Origin of the sequence: Xenorhabdus bovienii (assembly GCF_024721015.1) — a bacterium.
GTDB classification, from domain to species: domain Bacteria; phylum Pseudomonadota; class Gammaproteobacteria; order Enterobacterales; family Enterobacteriaceae; genus Xenorhabdus; species Xenorhabdus bovienii.
In genome coordinates this window covers 1-17678 of record NZ_JANAIF010000029.1, presented here as the reverse complement: position 1 = coordinate 17678, position 17678 = coordinate 1, and the positions used below count along the sequence as shown (strand labels likewise).

The following is a 17678-nucleotide window of genomic DNA, read 5'->3' as shown; positions in this document are numbered from 1 at the left end:
GGGTGACAACTCCGAGGGGAACACATGTCCAGCGTCACACTCCGCAATGTATCTAAGACTTATGGTGAAACTGTCATTTCCAAAAATTTCAACCTTGAGATTGAAGAAGGGGAATTTGTTGTTTTTGTTGGTCCATCAGGATGTGGAAAATCAACACTGTTAAGGATGATTGCAGGTCTGGAAGACATTACCTCCGGTGATTTACTGATAGCAGGGCAGCGAATGAATGATGTTCCTCCTGCCAAACGCAGTGTAGGTATGGTTTTTCAATCCTACGCGCTATACCCCCATCTGTCTGTTGCTGACAATATGTCATTCGGCATGAAACTGGCCGGGATCAAAAAAAGCGATATCCAGAAGCGAGTTCAACAAGTTGCAGAAACTCTTCAGCTCGCCCATCTGCTGGATCGTCGCCCCAAAGCACTATCAGGAGGGCAGCGTCAGCGAGTTGCCATTGGCCGCACTCTGGTCGCTGAACCGAATATCTTTCTTCTGGATGAACCACTCTCCAATCTGGATGCTGCGCTGCGTGTCCAGATGCGCATCGAGATTTCACGCCTGCATCAACGCCTTCAACGCACGATGATCTATGTTACACATGATCAAACCGAAGCCATGACGCTGGCGGATAAAATCGTCGTTTTGGATGCGGGCAACATTGCTCAGGTCGGTAAGCCACTCGAAATTTATCACTACCCTGCCAACCGTTTTGTTGCGGGCTTCATTGGTTCCCCAAAGATGAATTTCCTACCAGTCAAAGTCTCTGCCACAGCAGTCGATCAAGTACAGATTATTTTGCCTAACGGGCAGCATGTCTGGCTACCAGTTGAAAGTAAGGATGTCACTGTCGGTAGCAATGTATCTCTAGGTATCCGCCCTGAACACCTGCTGCCTAATGATGTGGCCGACGTAACGCTGGAAGGAACAGTGCAAATCGTAGAGCAACTGGGGAATGAAACTCAGATTCACATCCGCATACCTGCAATTCACCAAAATTTGGTTTACCGCCAGCCTGATGTTGTTCTCGTGGAAGAAGGAGCAACCTTCACTATCGGGTTAGCTCCCCATCGCTGTCATCTATTCCGCGAAGATGGAACTGCATGTCAGCGTTTGCATAAAGAGCCCGGAGTCTGAACCCGTGCCATAAAAAATAACAGGAGAATCATTATGCGTATCTTACCTCTTTCATTGGCCATGCTGACTGGTTTGTTATCCATCCAGGCCACTGCGGTGGAGTTCCACGGTTATGCCCGTTCTGGCATTGGCTGGGCAGGTAAAGGAGGAGAACAAAAATGTGTCCAAAGCACCGGCGCACAGAGTAAGTACCGTCTGGGCAATGAGTGTGAAACCTATGCAGAACTAAAACTAGGGCAAGAGTTATGGAAAGAGGGTAATAAGCGTTTCTATTTTGATACCAATGTGGCCTATTCCGTTGCACAGAAAGATGACTGGGAATCAACCAACCCAGCTTTCCGCGAAGTCAACGTTCAGGCAAGCAACATCATTGACTGGCTGCCTGGTTCGACGCTATGGGCAGGTAAGCGTTTCTACCAGCGACACGATGTGCATATGATCGATTTTTATTACTGGGACATCTCAGGCCCTGGAGCAGGTTTGCAGGATATTGATTTGGGATTTGGTAAACTTTCCCTTGCCGTGACCCGCAATACGGAATCCGGTGGTTCGCATGGCTGGATCGCCGATAAACGCGATGAAGTTCCGACTTCCAATGATGTTTTCGATGTGCGATTAGCTAATTTACAGGTGAATGAAGGCGGCACTCTAGAGCTTGGCATCGACTATGGACGTGCCAATGCGCGCAAGGGTTACCATCTGAATCAAAAAGCATCTAAAGATGGTGTAATGCTGACAGCTGAACATACTCAAAGCATGTTAGGTGGCTTTAATAAATTTGTCGTACAGTACGCCACTGATGCCATGACTTCCTACAATAGTGGCCATTCAGAAGGTGCCAGCGTAAACAATGATGGGCATATGTTACGTATCCTGAATCATGGTGCTATCAATATTACGGATAAATGGGATCTGATGTATTTAGCCATGTATCAGAATATAGATCGCGATAATCGCAACGGCAACACATGGTACACCGTTGGTGTCCGCCCAATGTACAAATGGACGCCCATCATGAGTACTTTGCTGGAAGTCGGCTATGACAATGTGAAATCTCAACGCACCAAAGACACCAACAATCAATACAAAATCACGCTGGCACAGCAATGGCAGGCAGGTGACAGTATCTGGTCACGCCCAGCAATCCGTTTGTTTGCAACTTATGCCAAATGGGATGAAAAATGGGGCTATGCAAACAAAAGTGACGGTTACACGGAGGGTGTTGCCTACAGTGATTCGTCATCACACCGTTTCAGCCGTGGTAACAGTGATGAATTCACCTTTGGCGCCCAGTTCGAAGCTTGGTGGTAATGGATTCAGACAAGGCTAATACAATGAAAATAAAACTGCTTTCAGTTTGTCTCAGTACTCTGCTTTGCTATGCACTTCCCGCAGCGAGCTATGCAGCACCTGATACAGCCATGCCTGACAGTTCTGACAATGTAGTTGTGCCCGATAGCAAACTGCACAATACCACAGCACCTGCGCTGACTATGTCGTCCTTACAGAAATTAAAGTGGCTGCCAGCTAATACTCATGCCACTCAGACTATTATCCTGAATAGTGCATCATCCCAGATTAATGAAGGGGATATTCAAGGAGCGGTAGCTGCATTTGCATTGCCAGCCAACCAGGGTGCATTAGAGATCACTCTGAATAGCCTGATAAAGGATAAGCAGGTTTATTCGCCCAATGTGTTAGTGCTTGATGAGCAATTGCGCCCCGCAGCCTTTTACCCAAGTCATTATTTTCAATATCAACGACCGGGTATCATGTCAGTTGACAGGCTTGAAGGGACGTTAAAATTAACACCCGCATTGGGGCAACAGCAAATTTACCTGCTGGTTTATACCACCCGTGCTGATTTACAGTCATCTACACAAATGGTCGATCCAGCTAAAGCCTATGCTCAGGGAGTAGGTAATGCCGTACCTAATATTCCTGATCCGATGGCTCGCCATACGGAAACAGGAACATTAACGCTAAAAGTGAAATCAGAACGCGATGCCGGTAATGTCCTGATTGGTCAGGCCTTCTCAGCACCCGCGCCAAAACCTGTCACGGTCGGCTCCATGCAAACAGTAACGACAGCCGTTACAACACTACAACCTGTTGTTCCAGCTATTACCCCCGAAAACAAACCAGTTCTAAGTGATACCGAAAAATATTTCAATGACGCCATTAAGAAAGCGATTAATGGCGGTGATATTGATAAAGCACTACATCTGCTGGATGAAGCTGAACGCTTGGGATCATCAACCGCAAGAGATACCTTTATCAAAATGATAAAAAATTCCAAATAGGCTCAATTTATTATTAGGGTTATAGTAAGAAATGAGATATTCATTTAACAATCTATAACCCCTTTATTAACCAGATATTCTTTTAATACTTTTCCGAAAAAATAAAAATCCAAGATAATAATAAAATAAATACAAATACAAATACAAATACAAATACAAATACAAATACAAATACAAATACAAATACAAATACATTGTAATTCCAAAAGGATAGCTACAAATTATTCAATAACTCATATTACACATCCGATTATTAATAAATTACAAAAATATTTCACCCCATTAATTAGCAATCACTTTTGCCATTTTTTCAATAGAATCGGTTCGTAATATATATAAACGCTTCAGTGCAAATGGGTTATCTCCCAGTTTTACCTTACCCTGTTTGGTTGTGACTGCTAAATGAAATCCTGCATTTCGGGCTGCATCCATAGCTTGCTGGTTATATCCACCAAAGGGATAGGAGAGATAGAGAACATGGGGATTGAATTGTGACAGTGCACGACGAGAACGTTCAAAATCATACAGAATGGTGTGATATGAACGGCTGAATAATATTGGTTGTTTGTTTTTCCCCAGACGATGCAAAAAGTGGGTATGGGACTGAAAATCAAACACATCCTTTGTAGCATATAATGCAGAAAGATTCATAAATTGCAGGTCTTCAGAATTCCATTCCTGCGGATACCGCTTAATTCTGGATGAAATAATAAAAAGAGTCGCTTTCTGTCCATTCTTTTTCAAGATTGGATAGGCATAACGGTAAATAGATTTCAATCCATCATCAAACGTCAGACCAACCACTTTTGCAGGTAAGTTGAGAGTCCCATTCAGATAGCCTTCCAACTCATACAATGAAATCGTGGTGTAATCTGCCTGTTTCAAATAATCCATTTGCTCGCGAAAAGCCGATAAAGAGGTCGTTGTTGAGGTATGGAGAAAACGCTTATTCTCTTTATCTTTCAGAATATGGTGATAAGTCAGCAAAGGAATACCATGATCCAGTTCGGCATCCTGACCACTAATGTAACCTACGCGATCCCCTAGATTCACTTCATACCACGTCTGGTCTGAGGGATCTTTCAGTTTGTCTAAAATTGGATAGCGGAGATTAGCACTCAGAATCGCAATCGATGAACTATTAACTTCAGGCGTGCTATAAACCCGAACATCCTTAAAAATCATTAAATTTTCGCTGTTTTTTTTATCAAGAGTAGCGAGCGGGACATTGAAAGACACAGATTTTTTGACTTCTTTTAGATTTTCTTTCTCAATATAGCCTTGACCATTACCAAAATGAAATTCGTAATGATCATCCTGATCGCCTTTTTCCTGAGCCGCCTTTAGAAAATGACCTTTCTTTAATAATCCAACCTGAACAATATGTTCACCTACCCGAGCATATATTTCACTGTCTTTAGTCACCTCCATGTAACGATAGTTTGATAAATTGTGGTGCTGTGCTAATACAGGATTGGAAAAGAAACTAAAAAACAGTAATAAAGCGACTTCAATAACATAGACGATTCGGCTCATTTTATTTTCCATCCAATAAAAAATGCCCTCCACCAAGAGAGGGCATTTTATGATTAGCGATGTGTATAGAAGATGATTCTATACACCATAATACTACTGTTTATCGCTGCTGCTACCGAAACCTGCATTCAACAATTCAGCAAGGTTTGCAGTCGCTTCGTCAACACTGACTTGTGGCGCTTCAACCACTTCGTTTGCGTGACGACGGCGGATGCGCTCCTGATGGTACGCATAACCTGTACCCGCAGGGATCAGACGACCAACAATGACGTTCTCTTTCAGGCCACGCAATTCATCACGTTTACCTGCAACAGCGGCTTCAGTCAGTACGCGCGTTGTTTCCTGGAACGACGCCGCAGAGATGAAGGATTCTGTTGCCAGTGATGCCTTGGTAATACCCAATAGGTCACGATGGAAGGTAGCCGCTAATTTGCCATCAAGCTCCAGCTTACGGTTCGCGACTTTAACACGCGCGTATTCAACCTGCTCGCCTTCGAGGAACTCAGAACTACCCACACTCGCGATAGTCACTTTACGCAGCATCTGACGAACGATAACTTCAATGTGTTTATCGTTAATCTTAACGCCTTGCAGACGGTAAACTTCCTGTACTTCGTTGGTGATGTAACGGGCAACCGCGTGAACGCCACGCAGACGCAGAATGTCGTGTGGAGATTCTGGGCCATCGGAGATCACGTCACCACGTTCAGCAACTTCACCTTCGAATACGTTGAGCTGACGCCATTTAGGGATCATCTCTTCGTAAGCATCACTGCCATCCAATGGGCTGATTACCAGACGACGTTTACCTTTGGTTTCTTTACCGAAGGAAACAATACCGCTGATTTCTGCCAGAATAGCGGGCTCTTTCGGGCGACGTGCTTCGAACAGATCCGCAACACGTGGCAGACCACCGGTGATATCTTTAGTACCGCCAGATTCCTGAGGAATACGCGCCAGCGTATCACCCGCAGAAATAGATATGCCATCTTCCAGCTGAACAATCGCTTTACCCGGCAGGAAGTACTGAGCAGGCATATCAGTACCTGAGATCAGAACATCCTTACCCTGAGCGTCAACAATTTTCAGTGCCGGACGCAGGTCTTTACCGCTACCTGTACGTTCTGCACTGTCCAGAACCACCAGTGATGACAGACCGGTCAATTCGTCCGTCTGACGAGTAATGGTCTGGCCATCAACCATGTCATAGAACTGGATGATACCGGATACTTCACTCACGACTGGCATGATGTGTGGATCCCAGTTCGCAACGGTTTCGCCGCCGGTCACTGTCTCGCCATCACCTTTCGACAGTACCGAGCCGTAAGGGACTTTGTAGCTCTCTTTGGTACGGCCGAAATCATCAATCAGACGCAGTTCTGTATTACGAGAAGTAATAACCAGTTTGCCTGCTGAGTTAGTGACGTATTTCGCGTTGAACAGCTTCAGATGACCTTTGTTACGTACCTGAATGCTGGATTCTGCTGCCGCACGAGATGCCGCACCACCGATGTGGAACGTACGCATCGTCAACTGTGTACCTGGTTCACCGATTGACTGTGCCGCGATAACACCAACTGCTTCACCTTTGTTGATGATATGACCACGGGCAAGGTCACGGCCGTAACAGTTTGCACAGACGCCGAAGTCTGTCTCACAGCTTACTACGGAGCGTACTTTCACGCTGTCAACGGAGCTTTCTTCTAACAGATCACACCATTTTTCATTCAGCAGGGTATTACGTGAAACCAAAATATCCGCTGTACCTGGTTTCAGGACATCTTCAGCCGTCACACGACCCAGTACACGCTCACGCAATGGCTCTTTAACATCACCACCTTCGATAACCGGAGTCATCAAGATACCGTTGTGAGTACCACAGTCATCTTCAGTCACGACCAAGTCTTGGGCAACGTCAACCAGACGACGAGTCAGGTAACCGGAGTTCGCCGTTTTCAATGCGGTATCCGCCAAACCTTTACGAGCACCGTGGGTTGAGATGAAGTACTGCAGTACGTTCAGACCTTCACGGAAGTTCGCGGTGATTGGGGTTTCGATGATGGAACCATCTGGTGTTGCCATCAGGCCACGCATACCCGCCAACTGACGGATCTGAGCGGCAGAACCACGAGCACCGGAGTCAGCCATCATAAAGATGCTATTGAAAGAAACTTGCTGTTCTTCTTCGCCATCACGGTTAATAACAGTTTCAGTAGACAGGTTTTCCATCATCGCCTTGGCAACACGTTCGTTTGCCGCAGCCCAGATATCGATAACTTTGTTATAGCGTTCGCCCGCGGTTACCAGACCTGACTGGAACTGTTCCTGAATTTCGGCCACTTCCGCTTCCGCTTCTGCAATGATGCCTTCTTTCTTCTCAGGAATAACCATGTCATCAATACCTACGGATACCCCTGAACGGGCAGCGTAAGCAAAACCGGTATACATGGTCTGGTCAGCTAAGATAACGGTTGGTTTCAAGCCCAGAATGCGGTAACAGGTGTTCAGCATCTTAGAGATAGCTTTTTTGCCCAACGCCTGGTTAATCAGCGAGTAAGGCAGGCCACGCGGTACAATCATCCACAGGATGGCACGACCGACGGTGGTATCCACCAGACCCGTATTGGTGGTGACATTGCCTTCGCCATCTCTCACTTCTTCAGTGATACGAACTTTGACACGGGCGTGCAGAGAAGCCAGACCGGCGCGATAAACGCGTTCAGCTTCTTTAGGACCGGTCAAAACCATGCCTTCGCCTTTGGCGTTAACACAGTCACGAGTCATGTAGTACAGACCCAATACAACGTCCTGAGAGGGAACGATGATTGGCTCACCGCTCGCTGGAGACAGGATGTTGTTGGTAGACATCATCAGCGCGCGCGCTTCTAACTGGGCTTCCAGCGTCAGCGGTACGTGAACAGCCATCTGGTCACCATCGAAGTCGGCGTTATAGGCCGCACACACCAATGGGTGCAACTGGATTGCCTTACCTTCGATCAGAACTGGCTCAAATGCCTGGATACCCAAACGGTGAAGGGTCGGTGCACGGTTCAGCAGAACTGGGTGTTCACGGATCACTTCATCAAGGATATCCCATACGACCGCTTCTTCACGCTCAACCATTTTCTTGGCGGCTTTGATAGTCGTCGCCAGACCACGCAGTTCCAGCTTGCCGTAGATGAATGGCTTGAACAGCTCCAATGCCATCTTCTTAGGAAGACCACACTGATGCAGACGCAGGTATGGCCCTACGGTAATTACAGAACGGCCTGAGTAGTCAACACGTTTACCCAGCAGGTTCTGACGGAAACGACCTTGTTTACCCTTGATCATGTCTGCCAAGGATTTCAGAGGACGCTTGTTAGAACCGGTGATCGCACGACCGCGACGGCCGTTATCCAGCAGCGCATCAACCGCTTCCTGCAACATACGTTTTTCGTTACGTACGATGATGTCTGGCGCAGCCAGATCCAGCAGGCGTTTCAGACGGTTGTTACGGTTAATAACGCGACGATACAGATCGTTCAAGTCTGAAGTTGCGAAACGGCCGCCATCCAGAGGAACCAATGGACGCAAATCCGGTGGCAGAACTGGCAGAACGGTCAGAACCATCCACTCTGGCTTGTTGCCAGACTGAATGAATGCTTCCAACAGTTTAATACGCTTGGTCAGCTTCTTGCGCTTAGTTTCAGAGTTAGTTTCGTTCAACTCTTCACGCAAGGTCTCACATTCGTTTTCCAGATCGAGATTTTTCAGCAAAGCCTGGATCGCTTCTGCGCCCATTTTTGCATCAAATTCATCACCGAACTCTTCCAATGCATCCAGATACTGTTCTTCTGTCAGGATCTGCGCACGCTCAAGGCTGGTCATGCCGCCTTCAACAACCACATAGGATTCGAAGTACAGTACGCGTTCAATGTCTCGCAGTGGCATATCCAGCAGCAAACCGATGCGGGATGGCAGAGATTTCAGGAACCAGATATGAGCGGTTGGAGATGCCAGCTCGATATGACCCATACGGTCACGACGAACTTTAGTCTGGGTCACTTCGACGCCACACTTCTCACAAATCACACCACGGTGTTTCAAACGCTTGTATTTACCACACAAGCATTCGTAATCTTTTACTGGCCCGAAAATACGTGCGCAGAAAAGACCGTCACGTTCAGGCTTGAACGTACGGTAGTTAATGGTTTCCGGCTTTTTTACTTCCCCGAATGACCACGAACGGATCATATCTGGAGAGGCCAGAGCAATTTTGATCGCATCAAACTCTTCGGTCTTAGTTTGCGCTTTCAGAAACTTCAATAAGTCTTTCACGAAATAGCTCCTGTCGGAGTTAGACCTGTTAGGTGAGTGGCCCATGCCACTCCCCCCTATGCTCAGTGTAACCACTGGCTGGTAAACTGCCCGGCATATTCATACCGGACAGTACCAGCGGGAAAACGATTTATTCGTCTTCCAGCTCGATGTTGATACCCAACGAACGGATCTCTTTCAGCAATACGTTGAAAGATTCCGGCATGCCTGGTTCCATCTGGTGGTTACCATCAACAATGTTTTTATACATCTTGGTACGACCGTTAACATCGTCGGACTTGACTGTGAGCATTTCTTGCAGGGTGTACGCGGCACCGTATGCTTCCAATGCCCACACTTCCATCTCACCGAAGCGCTGACCACCGAACTGTGCTTTACCACCCAGCGGCTGCTGAGTAACCAAGCTGTAAGAACCGGTAGAACGGGCATGCATTTTGTCATCAACCAAGTGGTTCAGTTTCAGCATGTACATGTAACCCACGGTTACCTGACGCTCGAACTGCTCACCAGTGCGGCCGTCAAACAGTGTGATCTGACCGGACGTCGGCAGGCCAGCCAGTTTCAACAGCTCTTTGATTTCAGTCTCTTTCGCACCGTCGAAGACTGGTGTTGCAATTGGCATACCTTTTTTCAGGTTTTCAGCCAGACGCAGAACTTCTTCATCAGTGAAAGTATTCAGGTCAACTGTCTGACGGGTATCGTCACCAAGATCATAGGCTTTCTGGATGAATTCACGCAGTTTGGCAACTTCCTGCTGCTGTTTCAGCATTGCATTGATCTTGTCACCAATGCCTTTAGCCGCCATACCCAAGTGAGTTTCCAGAATCTGACCGATGTTCATACGTGATGGTACACCCAGCGGGTTCAATACGATGTCTACAGGTGTTCCGTTTTCATCGTAAGGCATATCTTCGATCGGGTTGATCTTAGAAATAACACCCTTGTTACCATGGCGACCTGCCATCTTGTCACCAGGCTGGATCTGGCGTTTAACAGCCAGATACACTTTAACGATTTTCAGCACACCCGGTGCCAGATCATCGCCCTGAGTGATCTTACGGCGTTTAGCATCCAGTTTTTTCTCGAACTCAGTTTTCAGTTCGTCATACTGTTCTGCCAGCTGTTCCAACTGATTCTGTTTTTCTTCATCAGCCAGACCCAGCTCTAACCAGCGCTCGCGCGGCAGTTTGCTTAATTTTTCCGCTTCAATTCCACCGGCAACCAGTACGGAGTGAATACGGGCAAACAGACCAGCTTCGAAGATACGCAGTTCTTCTGTCAGGTCTTTTTTCGCCTGACGCAACTGCATTTCTTCGATTTCCAACGCACGCTTGTCTTTTTCTACGCCATCACGGGTAAAGACCTGCACGTCGATAATAGTACCGGCAACACCGTTTGGCACACGCAGTGAAGAGTCTTTAACGTCAGATGCTTTCTCACCGAAGATCGCACGCAACAGTTTTTCTTCTGGCGTTAATTGGGTTTCACCTTTCGGTGTCACTTTACCAACCAGAATATCGCCACCTTTCACTTCCGCGCCAATGTAAACGATGCCGGATTCGTCCAGTTTAGACAGTGCAGCTTCGCCCACGTTAGGGATGTCAGCAGTGATCTCTTCAGACCCCAGTTTGGTGTCACGAGACACACAAGCCAGTTCCTGAATGTGAATAGTAGTGAAACGGTCTTCCTGAACAACACGCTCAGATACGAGAATGGAGTCCTCGAAGTTATAACCATTCCATGGCATGAACGCCACGCGCATGTTCTGACCCAGCGCCAGTTCACCCAAGTCAGTGGATGGGCCGTCAGCCAGTACATCACCACGTTCTACCAATTCACCCAGAGAAACACATGGCATCTGGTTGATACAGGTGTTCTGGTTGGAACGCGTGTATTTGGTCAGGTTATAGATATCGATGCCAGCTTCACCCGCGTACATTTCGTCTTCGTTAACTTTAATAACGATACGGGATGCATCTACGTACTGAATCACACCACCACGCTTGGCGACTGAAGTTACACCAGAGTCAACGGCAACTGCACGCTCCATGCCTGTACCAACCAGCGGCTTGTCAGCACGCAGAGTCGGAACTGCCTGACGTTGCATGTTCGCACCCATCAATGCACGGTTGGCGTCATCGTGTTCAAGGAATGGGATCAAGGAAGCACCGACGGACACGATCTGCTGTGTCGAAACGTCCATATACTGAACCTGATCACGGTTGAACAAGCTGGATTCATCATAATGACGGCAAGTCACCAGATCTTCTACGAAGTGGCCTTCTTCATCCAGCACGGTGTTAGCCTGTGCAATGACGTAGTTACCTTCTTCGATAGCAGACAGATAATGAATTTCATCGGTTACTACGCCGTCACGTACCAAACGGTAAGGGGTTTCAAGGAAACCATACTCATTGGTACGAGCATAAACGGACAATGAGTTAATCAGACCGATGTTTGGACCTTCAGGCGTTTCGATAGGACATACACGACCGTAATGGGTTGGGTGTACGTCACGTACTTCGAAGCCTGCACGCTCACGGGTCAGACCGCCTGGGCCCAATGCAGAGATACGACGTTTGTGAGTGATTTCGGACAGCGGGTTGTTCTGATCCATAAACTGGGACAACTGGCTGGAACCAAAGAACTCTTTCACCGCAGCAGAAATTGGTTTGGCGTTGATCATGTCCTGTGGCATCAGGGTATCCAGATCGCCCAGTGACAGACGCTCTTTCACAGCACGTTCTACACGAACTAAGCCAACGCGGAACTGGTTTTCCGCCATTTCGCCGACAGAACGGATACGACGGTTACCCAAGTGGTCGATATCGTCCACTTCACCTTTACCGTTACGAATATCGATGAGCTTCTTCATCACATCAGTGATGTCTTCTTTGCTCAGGATACCGGAACCTTCAATTTCTGTGCGATCCAGAGAACGGTTGAACTTCATGCGGCCAACCGCAGACAGATCATAGCGGTCTTCAGAGAAGAACAGGTTCTCAAACAGATTTTCTGCGGCTTCACGTGTTGGTGGCTCACCCGGACGCATCATGCGGTAAATTTCAACCAGCGCGCTCAGGCGATCATTGGTTGGGTCAACACGCAGAGTTTCGGAGATGTATGCACCGTGATCCAGATCGTTGGTAAACAGAGTCTCGATGGTTTTGTGACCAGACTGGCTCAGACGCGCCAGCAGATCCAGAGAGAGCTCCATGTTAGCTGCACAGATGATTTCACCAGTGTTCTGGTCGATGTAATCTTTTGCGACGACTTTACCCGCGATATATTCGACAGGAACCTCAATACGGTCTATCTGATCTTTTTCTAACTGGCGAATATGACGTGCGGTGATACGACGGCTTTTTTCAACATAAAGCTTGCCGTTTGCTTCAATATCAAATGAAGCCGTTTCACCACGCAGACGTTCCGGAACCAGAGTCATCTGCAATTTGTTATCGCGAATTTCGAAGACCGTTTTGTTGAAGAACAGGTTCAGAATGTCTTCAGTACTATAATTCATTGCACGCAGAATAATCGAAGCCGGCAGTTTACGACGGCGGTCGATACGCACAAACAAGTTATCTTTAGGATCGAATTCGAAATCCAGCCATGAACCACGGTAAGGGATGATACGTGCATTATACAGTACCTTACCGGATGAATGGGTTTTACCCTTATCGCTGTCAAAGAAAACGCCTGGGCTACGATGCAACTGAGATACGATAACACGCTCAGTACCGTTGATAACGAAAGTCCCGTTATCAGTCATGAGTGGAATTTCACCCATGTAGACTTCTTGTTCTTTAATGTCTTTGACTGTGCCTTCTGGCGCTTCGCGCTCATAGATCACCAGACGCAGTTTAACGCGCAGCGGTGCGGAATAAGTCACACCACGGATCTGACACTCTTGCACATCAAAAACAGGTTCACCAAGACGGTAGCTTACATATTGCAGCTCGGAATTGCCGCTGTAACTCTGAATTGGGAACACAGAACGGAAGGCCGCTTCCAGTCCATTTTGGCCTTCAGGATCTTGCTCGATAAACTTCTGGAACGAGTCAAGTTGGATAGAAAGGAGATATGGAATATCCAAAACTTGTGGACGTTTACCAAAATCCTTACGAATACGTTTTTTCTCGGTATAGGAGTAAACCATAGGGTTCCTCAGCTCGCTGATCAGTGACCCACTCTGCCCGCCCTTTAGGACAGCACTCTGCAACACTATTTATTCGAACAGAAAATAGAATATTTTCCGTAATACTCATTGCTATTACTCTTAAATCATTTCATTGCGCTACCTGACTACCGAGCTACCCGAGTGGATCGTAGCTGAGAACGCAGTATATTAAGTCGTCAATAGGAAAGGGTATTTTGGGTTGATTAGCAGCCAAACAGTGTGAAATGCTACTAACTCCCTACAGCGCAAAAAGGCTGGCGATTAAAAATCGCCAGCCATCAGCCTTTAAAGTCAGGCTGCGAACTTAAAACTGATCTTACTTGATCTCAACAGAAGCACCAGCTTCTTCCAGAGATTTTTTCAGAGCTTCAGCGTCGTCTTTGCTGATGCCTTCTTTCAGAGCAGCTGGTGCGCTTTCAACCAGGTCTTTAGCTTCTTTCAGACCCAGACCAGTTGCGCCACGTACTGCTTTGATTACAGCAACTTTGTTAGCACCAATACTAGACAGAATTACGTCGAATTCAGTTTTTTCTTCAACGGCTTCAGCAGCACCGCCAACAACAGCTACAGCTGCAGCAGCAGAAACGCCGAATTTTTCTTCCATCATAGTGATCAGTTCAACAACGTCCATTACAGACATTTCTGCAACTGCGTCCAGAATTTGTTCTTTAGTGATAGACATAACAAGTGTTCCTAAAATTCAGAAAAAGTTTATACGTTAAAAAGCAACGAAGGAAATAGGCTATTAAGCAGCTTCTTTCTGATCGCGTAGCGCAGCCAGAGTGCGAACCAGTTTGCCTGCAGAGGCTTCTTTCATGGTTGCCATCAGGCGTGCGATTGCTTCTTCGTAAGTTGGGAGTGTTGCCAGGCGATCGATATTTTCACCTGAAATAAACTCACCTTCAAAGGCTGCTGCTTTAATCTCGAATGCTGGGTTCGCTTTCGCGAATTCTTTGAACAGACGAGCAGCTGCGCCCGGATGTTCGCTAGAGAAAGCAATCAAGGTTGGACCAACAAACGCTTCTTTCAGGCACTCATAATCCGTACCTTCAACAGCACGACGCATCAAGGTGTTACGAACAACACGCATGTAAACGCCAGCTTCGCGACCTGCTTTACGCAGTTCAGTCATTTTACCTACGGTAACGCCGCGAGAATCCGCAACAACCGCAGACAGCGCGCCTTTGGCTACTTCGCTGACTTCAGCAACAATCGCTTGTTTGTCTTGAAGATTTAGTGCCATTAGCTTCTTGCTCCTGGATTAACCGGGAAAACCCGGGACTCACTTCACTCAAAGCACCAAGCGTGCCTGAGCGCTGAAACACGGTGAGCAGAATCCAGAAAATAAATTTCATTTGGCTCTGTCACCGTCTACGCAGGATATTAAGTAATCACTTACGCCTGCGGTCTTGGACGGGGCTTGGATTAGGCCAAGCTCCAACCGAAAACTGTTTTCTACCTAATATAGATTTTATATAACGACTTATATTAGTTGTTATATACAATATAAGGCAAATTTTAAGCGCCAGATTTTAGACAAATCCAACGCTAAGGTAAAGCGTTATTCACTTTCAGCCTAAATTAGGCTGTTGCGTTCAGACCAGATTGGTCGATTGCAACACCTGCACCCATGGTGGTAGACAGGCTAACTTTCTTGATGAAAATACCTTTAGCTGAAGATGGTTTTGCTTTTTTCAGCGCAACTACCAAGGCTTCCAGGTTTTCTTTCAGTTTGTCAGCGTCAAAGTCAACTTTACCGATGGTGGTGTGAATGATGCCGTTTTTGTCGTTACGGTAACGAACCTGACCTGCTTTAGCGTTCTGTACAGCTTCAGCAACGTTAGGAGTTACAGTACCCACTTTCGGGTTTGGCATCAGGCCGCGAGGACCCAGAATTTGACCCAGTTGGCCAACAACGCGCATTGCATCTGGAGATGCGATAACGACGTCGAAATTCATCTCGCCTTTCTTAATCTGATCAGCCAGATCGTCCATACCTACCAGTTCAGCGCCAGCAGCTTTAGCCGCTTCAGCGTTTGCGCCCTGAGCAAATACAGCAACACGTACTGAACGACCAGTACCGTGTGGCAGAACAGTTGCGCCACGAACGTTTTGGTCAGATTTACGAGCATCGATGCCAAGATTAACAGCTACGTCAACGCTTTCTACGAATTTGGCAGTTGCCAATTCTTTCAGCAGAGCAACAGCTTCGTTGATGTCATATTGTTTAGTTGCATCAACTTTACCACGGATAGTGCGCATGCGCTTGGTCAGTTTAGCCATTGATTAACCCTCCACTACCAGGCCCATGGAACGAGCAGTACCTTCGATTGAACGCATCATCGCGTCAACGTCAGCACCAGTCATGTCCGCAGCTTTAGTTTCCGCGATTTCGCGGATCTGTGCGCTGGTTACTTTACCAACTTTTTCTTTGTTTGGTTTGCCAGAACCCGATTTAACGCCCGCTGCTTTTTTCAGCAGAACGGCAGCTGGTGGGGTTTTGGTAACGAAAGTGAAAGAACGGTCTGCGTAAACAGTAATAACAACTGGAATTGGCAGGCCTTTTTCAATGCTTTCAGTTTTCGCATTGAACGCTTTACAGAATTCCATGATGTTAACACCCTGCTGACCCAGAGCTGGACCAACTGGTGGGCTTGGGTTAGCCATACCCGCTGCAACTTGCAGCTTAACGTAGGCTTGTACTTTCTTAGCCATCTATATTTCCTCTATATGGGTATTATCGCCTCAAAAAGAGGCTCCCCTAACGATTCAGGCCCGTCTAAAAGACCAGGCCACTAAAAACAATACTTAAAAATAAAAGGCGCGAAATTGTATGATAATTTCACACCCTTTGCAAGCCAGATTGCTCAATTAAGCATCAGATTAGGCTTTCTCTACCTGACTGAAATCCAACTCGACTGGCGTAGCACGGCCAAAGATAGAAACCGAAACTTTCAAGCGGCTCTTCTCGTAATCGACTTCTTCCACTACACCATTGAAATCTGCAAACGGACCATCGCTGACACGAACCATTTCGCCTGGCTCGAACAAGGTTTTTGGCCGTGGTTTATCACCAACCTGCTGAAGACGATCCATAATAGCATCGACTTCTTTATCACTGATAGGAGCCGGACGGTCAGATGTACCACCGATAAAACCCATTACGCGCGGTACACTACGAACCAGATGCCAAGTTGCATCGTTCATTACCATTTGTACCAAGACATAACCTGGGAAGAATTTGCGCTCGCTCTTACGGCGTTGGCCACTGCGGATCTCAACAACTTCTTCTGTCGGCACCATGACTTCGCCGAAAGAATCTTCCATACCATCTAATTTGATATGTTCACGCAGAGATTGAGCAACACGACCTTCGAACCCAGAAAATGCCTGTATGACATACCAACGCTTTTTTGGGGATTCAGACATTTTTTAAAACCTCAGGCCTGTAATAAATGAAACTAAACGCACCAGTATACCATCCAGCCCCCACAAAATCAGGGACATGACAGCTGTCACCGCTGCAACAATCAATGTTGTGTGCAGAGCTTCTTGGCGAGTTGGCCAAATGACTTTACGCATTTCAACGCGGGCTTCACGGGCAAATGCTAATGTGGCTTTACCTTTCGCAGTCCAGAATGCAACTGCTCCTGCAAGAGCAACAATAGCAACGACGGCTATCGCGCGCAGAGCCAGGTTATACTCCCGGTAATAATAATTACCCACAATAGCAACTACTAGCAGCACTGCCACCAGTAACCATTTTGCTATATCAAGACCACGCCTGCTTTCTTGAGCATTGCTATTCGCACTCATAAACCAACCTGTAACTATGATGTAAATAGATAGCCAGCTTGCCTCGCAAGAGCAAAACAAATCAGACCGAACCCAAAGATAATTGTAATTGTATCTGACTTGGCACCATAATTCAGTAGGACTTTTCGTATCTGCATGATAACAAAGCCCATCCGTTGTATCAGAGCCTATCTCACCAATAATTCGCTACAACCATTGAGTAATGATCCACTCATTATCAGACAACTATTGATGAGATAGGTTCTTCTTAAGACAACGTATAAAAAGGGCATCTGTCGATGCCCTTCCAGAATGAACACATAAAAAAATTATGCAATCACTTTAGCAACAACACCAGCACCTACAGTACGGCCACCTTCACGGATGGCGAAACGCAGACCTTCGTCCAT

13 protein-coding genes are annotated in these 17678 nt (G+C 46.8%); 3 read left to right on the top strand and 10 right to left on the bottom strand.

Annotated features, from left to right (window positions below):
- Positions 1-24 precede the first annotated feature (24 nt).
- Genes malK through malM form a run of 3 tightly spaced genes read left to right on the top strand, consistent with a single transcriptional unit; the run spans position 25 to position 3437 of the window.
- Positions 25-1134 (top strand): maltose/maltodextrin ABC transporter ATP-binding protein MalK, encoded by a 1110-nt coding sequence (malK, locus tag NXS07_RS09735; protein ID WP_038192690.1) that lies wholly within the window; start codon positions 25-27, stop codon positions 1132-1134.
- Between the two features lie 33 nt (positions 1135-1167).
- Positions 1168-2445: a maltoporin gene (locus NXS07_RS09730; protein ID WP_258086655.1), complete on the top strand. Its 1278-nt coding sequence runs from the start codon at positions 1168-1170 to the stop codon at positions 2443-2445.
- A 23-nt stretch (positions 2446-2468) separates the two neighbouring features.
- Positions 2469-3437, top strand: a complete 969-nt coding sequence (malM, locus tag NXS07_RS09725) for a maltose operon protein MalM (protein WP_258086654.1) — start codon at positions 2469-2471, stop codon at positions 3435-3437.
- A gap of 282 nt (positions 3438-3719) precedes the next feature.
- On the opposite strand, the gene NXS07_RS09720 is transcribed toward malM, so the two are convergent.
- The 10 genes from NXS07_RS09720 to NXS07_RS09675 all read right to left on the bottom strand — a co-directional run.
- Positions 3720-4973, bottom strand: coding sequence for a polysaccharide deacetylase family protein (locus NXS07_RS09720; RefSeq protein WP_038192700.1), 1254 nt, complete (start codon positions 4971-4973; stop codon positions 3720-3722).
- Between the two features lie 93 nt (positions 4974-5066).
- Complete coding sequence (gene rpoC, locus NXS07_RS09715) at positions 5067-9293, bottom strand: DNA-directed RNA polymerase subunit beta' (protein ID WP_038192707.1); 4227 nt, start codon at positions 9291-9293, stop codon at positions 5067-5069.
- 130 nt (positions 9294-9423) lie between these two features.
- Positions 9424-13452 carry a DNA-directed RNA polymerase subunit beta gene (rpoB, locus tag NXS07_RS09710; protein WP_038221372.1) on the bottom strand — a complete coding sequence of 1343 codons (4029 nt, stop codon included), beginning with the start codon at positions 13450-13452 and terminating at the stop codon, positions 9424-9426.
- A gap of 337 nt (positions 13453-13789) precedes the next feature.
- Entirely contained in the window at positions 13790-14155 is a 366-nt protein-coding gene (gene rplL, locus NXS07_RS09705; protein WP_012990336.1) for a 50S ribosomal protein L7/L12, read from the bottom strand.
- Between the two features lie 63 nt (positions 14156-14218).
- Positions 14219-14716, bottom strand: a complete 498-nt coding sequence (gene rplJ / locus NXS07_RS09700) for a 50S ribosomal protein L10 (protein ID WP_012990337.1) — start codon at positions 14714-14716, stop codon at positions 14219-14221.
- Between the two features lie 338 nt (positions 14717-15054).
- Positions 15055-15756 carry a 50S ribosomal protein L1 gene (rplA, locus tag NXS07_RS09695; RefSeq protein ID WP_012990338.1) on the bottom strand — a complete coding sequence of 234 codons (702 nt, stop codon included), beginning with the start codon at positions 15754-15756 and terminating at the stop codon, positions 15055-15057.
- A 3-nt stretch (positions 15757-15759) separates the two neighbouring features.
- The gene (rplK, locus tag NXS07_RS09690; RefSeq protein ID WP_010848553.1) at positions 15760-16188 is read right to left on the bottom strand and encodes a 50S ribosomal protein L11; all 429 of its coding nucleotides are present in this window, start codon (positions 16186-16188) and stop codon (positions 15760-15762) included.
- Between the two features lie 168 nt (positions 16189-16356).
- Entirely contained in the window at positions 16357-16902 is a 546-nt protein-coding gene (gene nusG, locus NXS07_RS09685; RefSeq protein WP_012990339.1) for a transcription termination/antitermination protein NusG, read from the bottom strand.
- Positions 16903-16905: 3 nt separating this feature from the next.
- Complete coding sequence (gene secE, locus NXS07_RS09680; RefSeq protein ID WP_012990340.1) at positions 16906-17289, bottom strand: preprotein translocase subunit SecE; 384 nt, start codon at positions 17287-17289, stop codon at positions 16906-16908.
- Between the two features lie 308 nt (positions 17290-17597).
- Positions 17598-17678: EF-Tu C-terminal domain-related protein (locus NXS07_RS09675; protein ID WP_081048829.1), on the bottom strand; the 81-nt coding region annotated here is incomplete at its 5' end.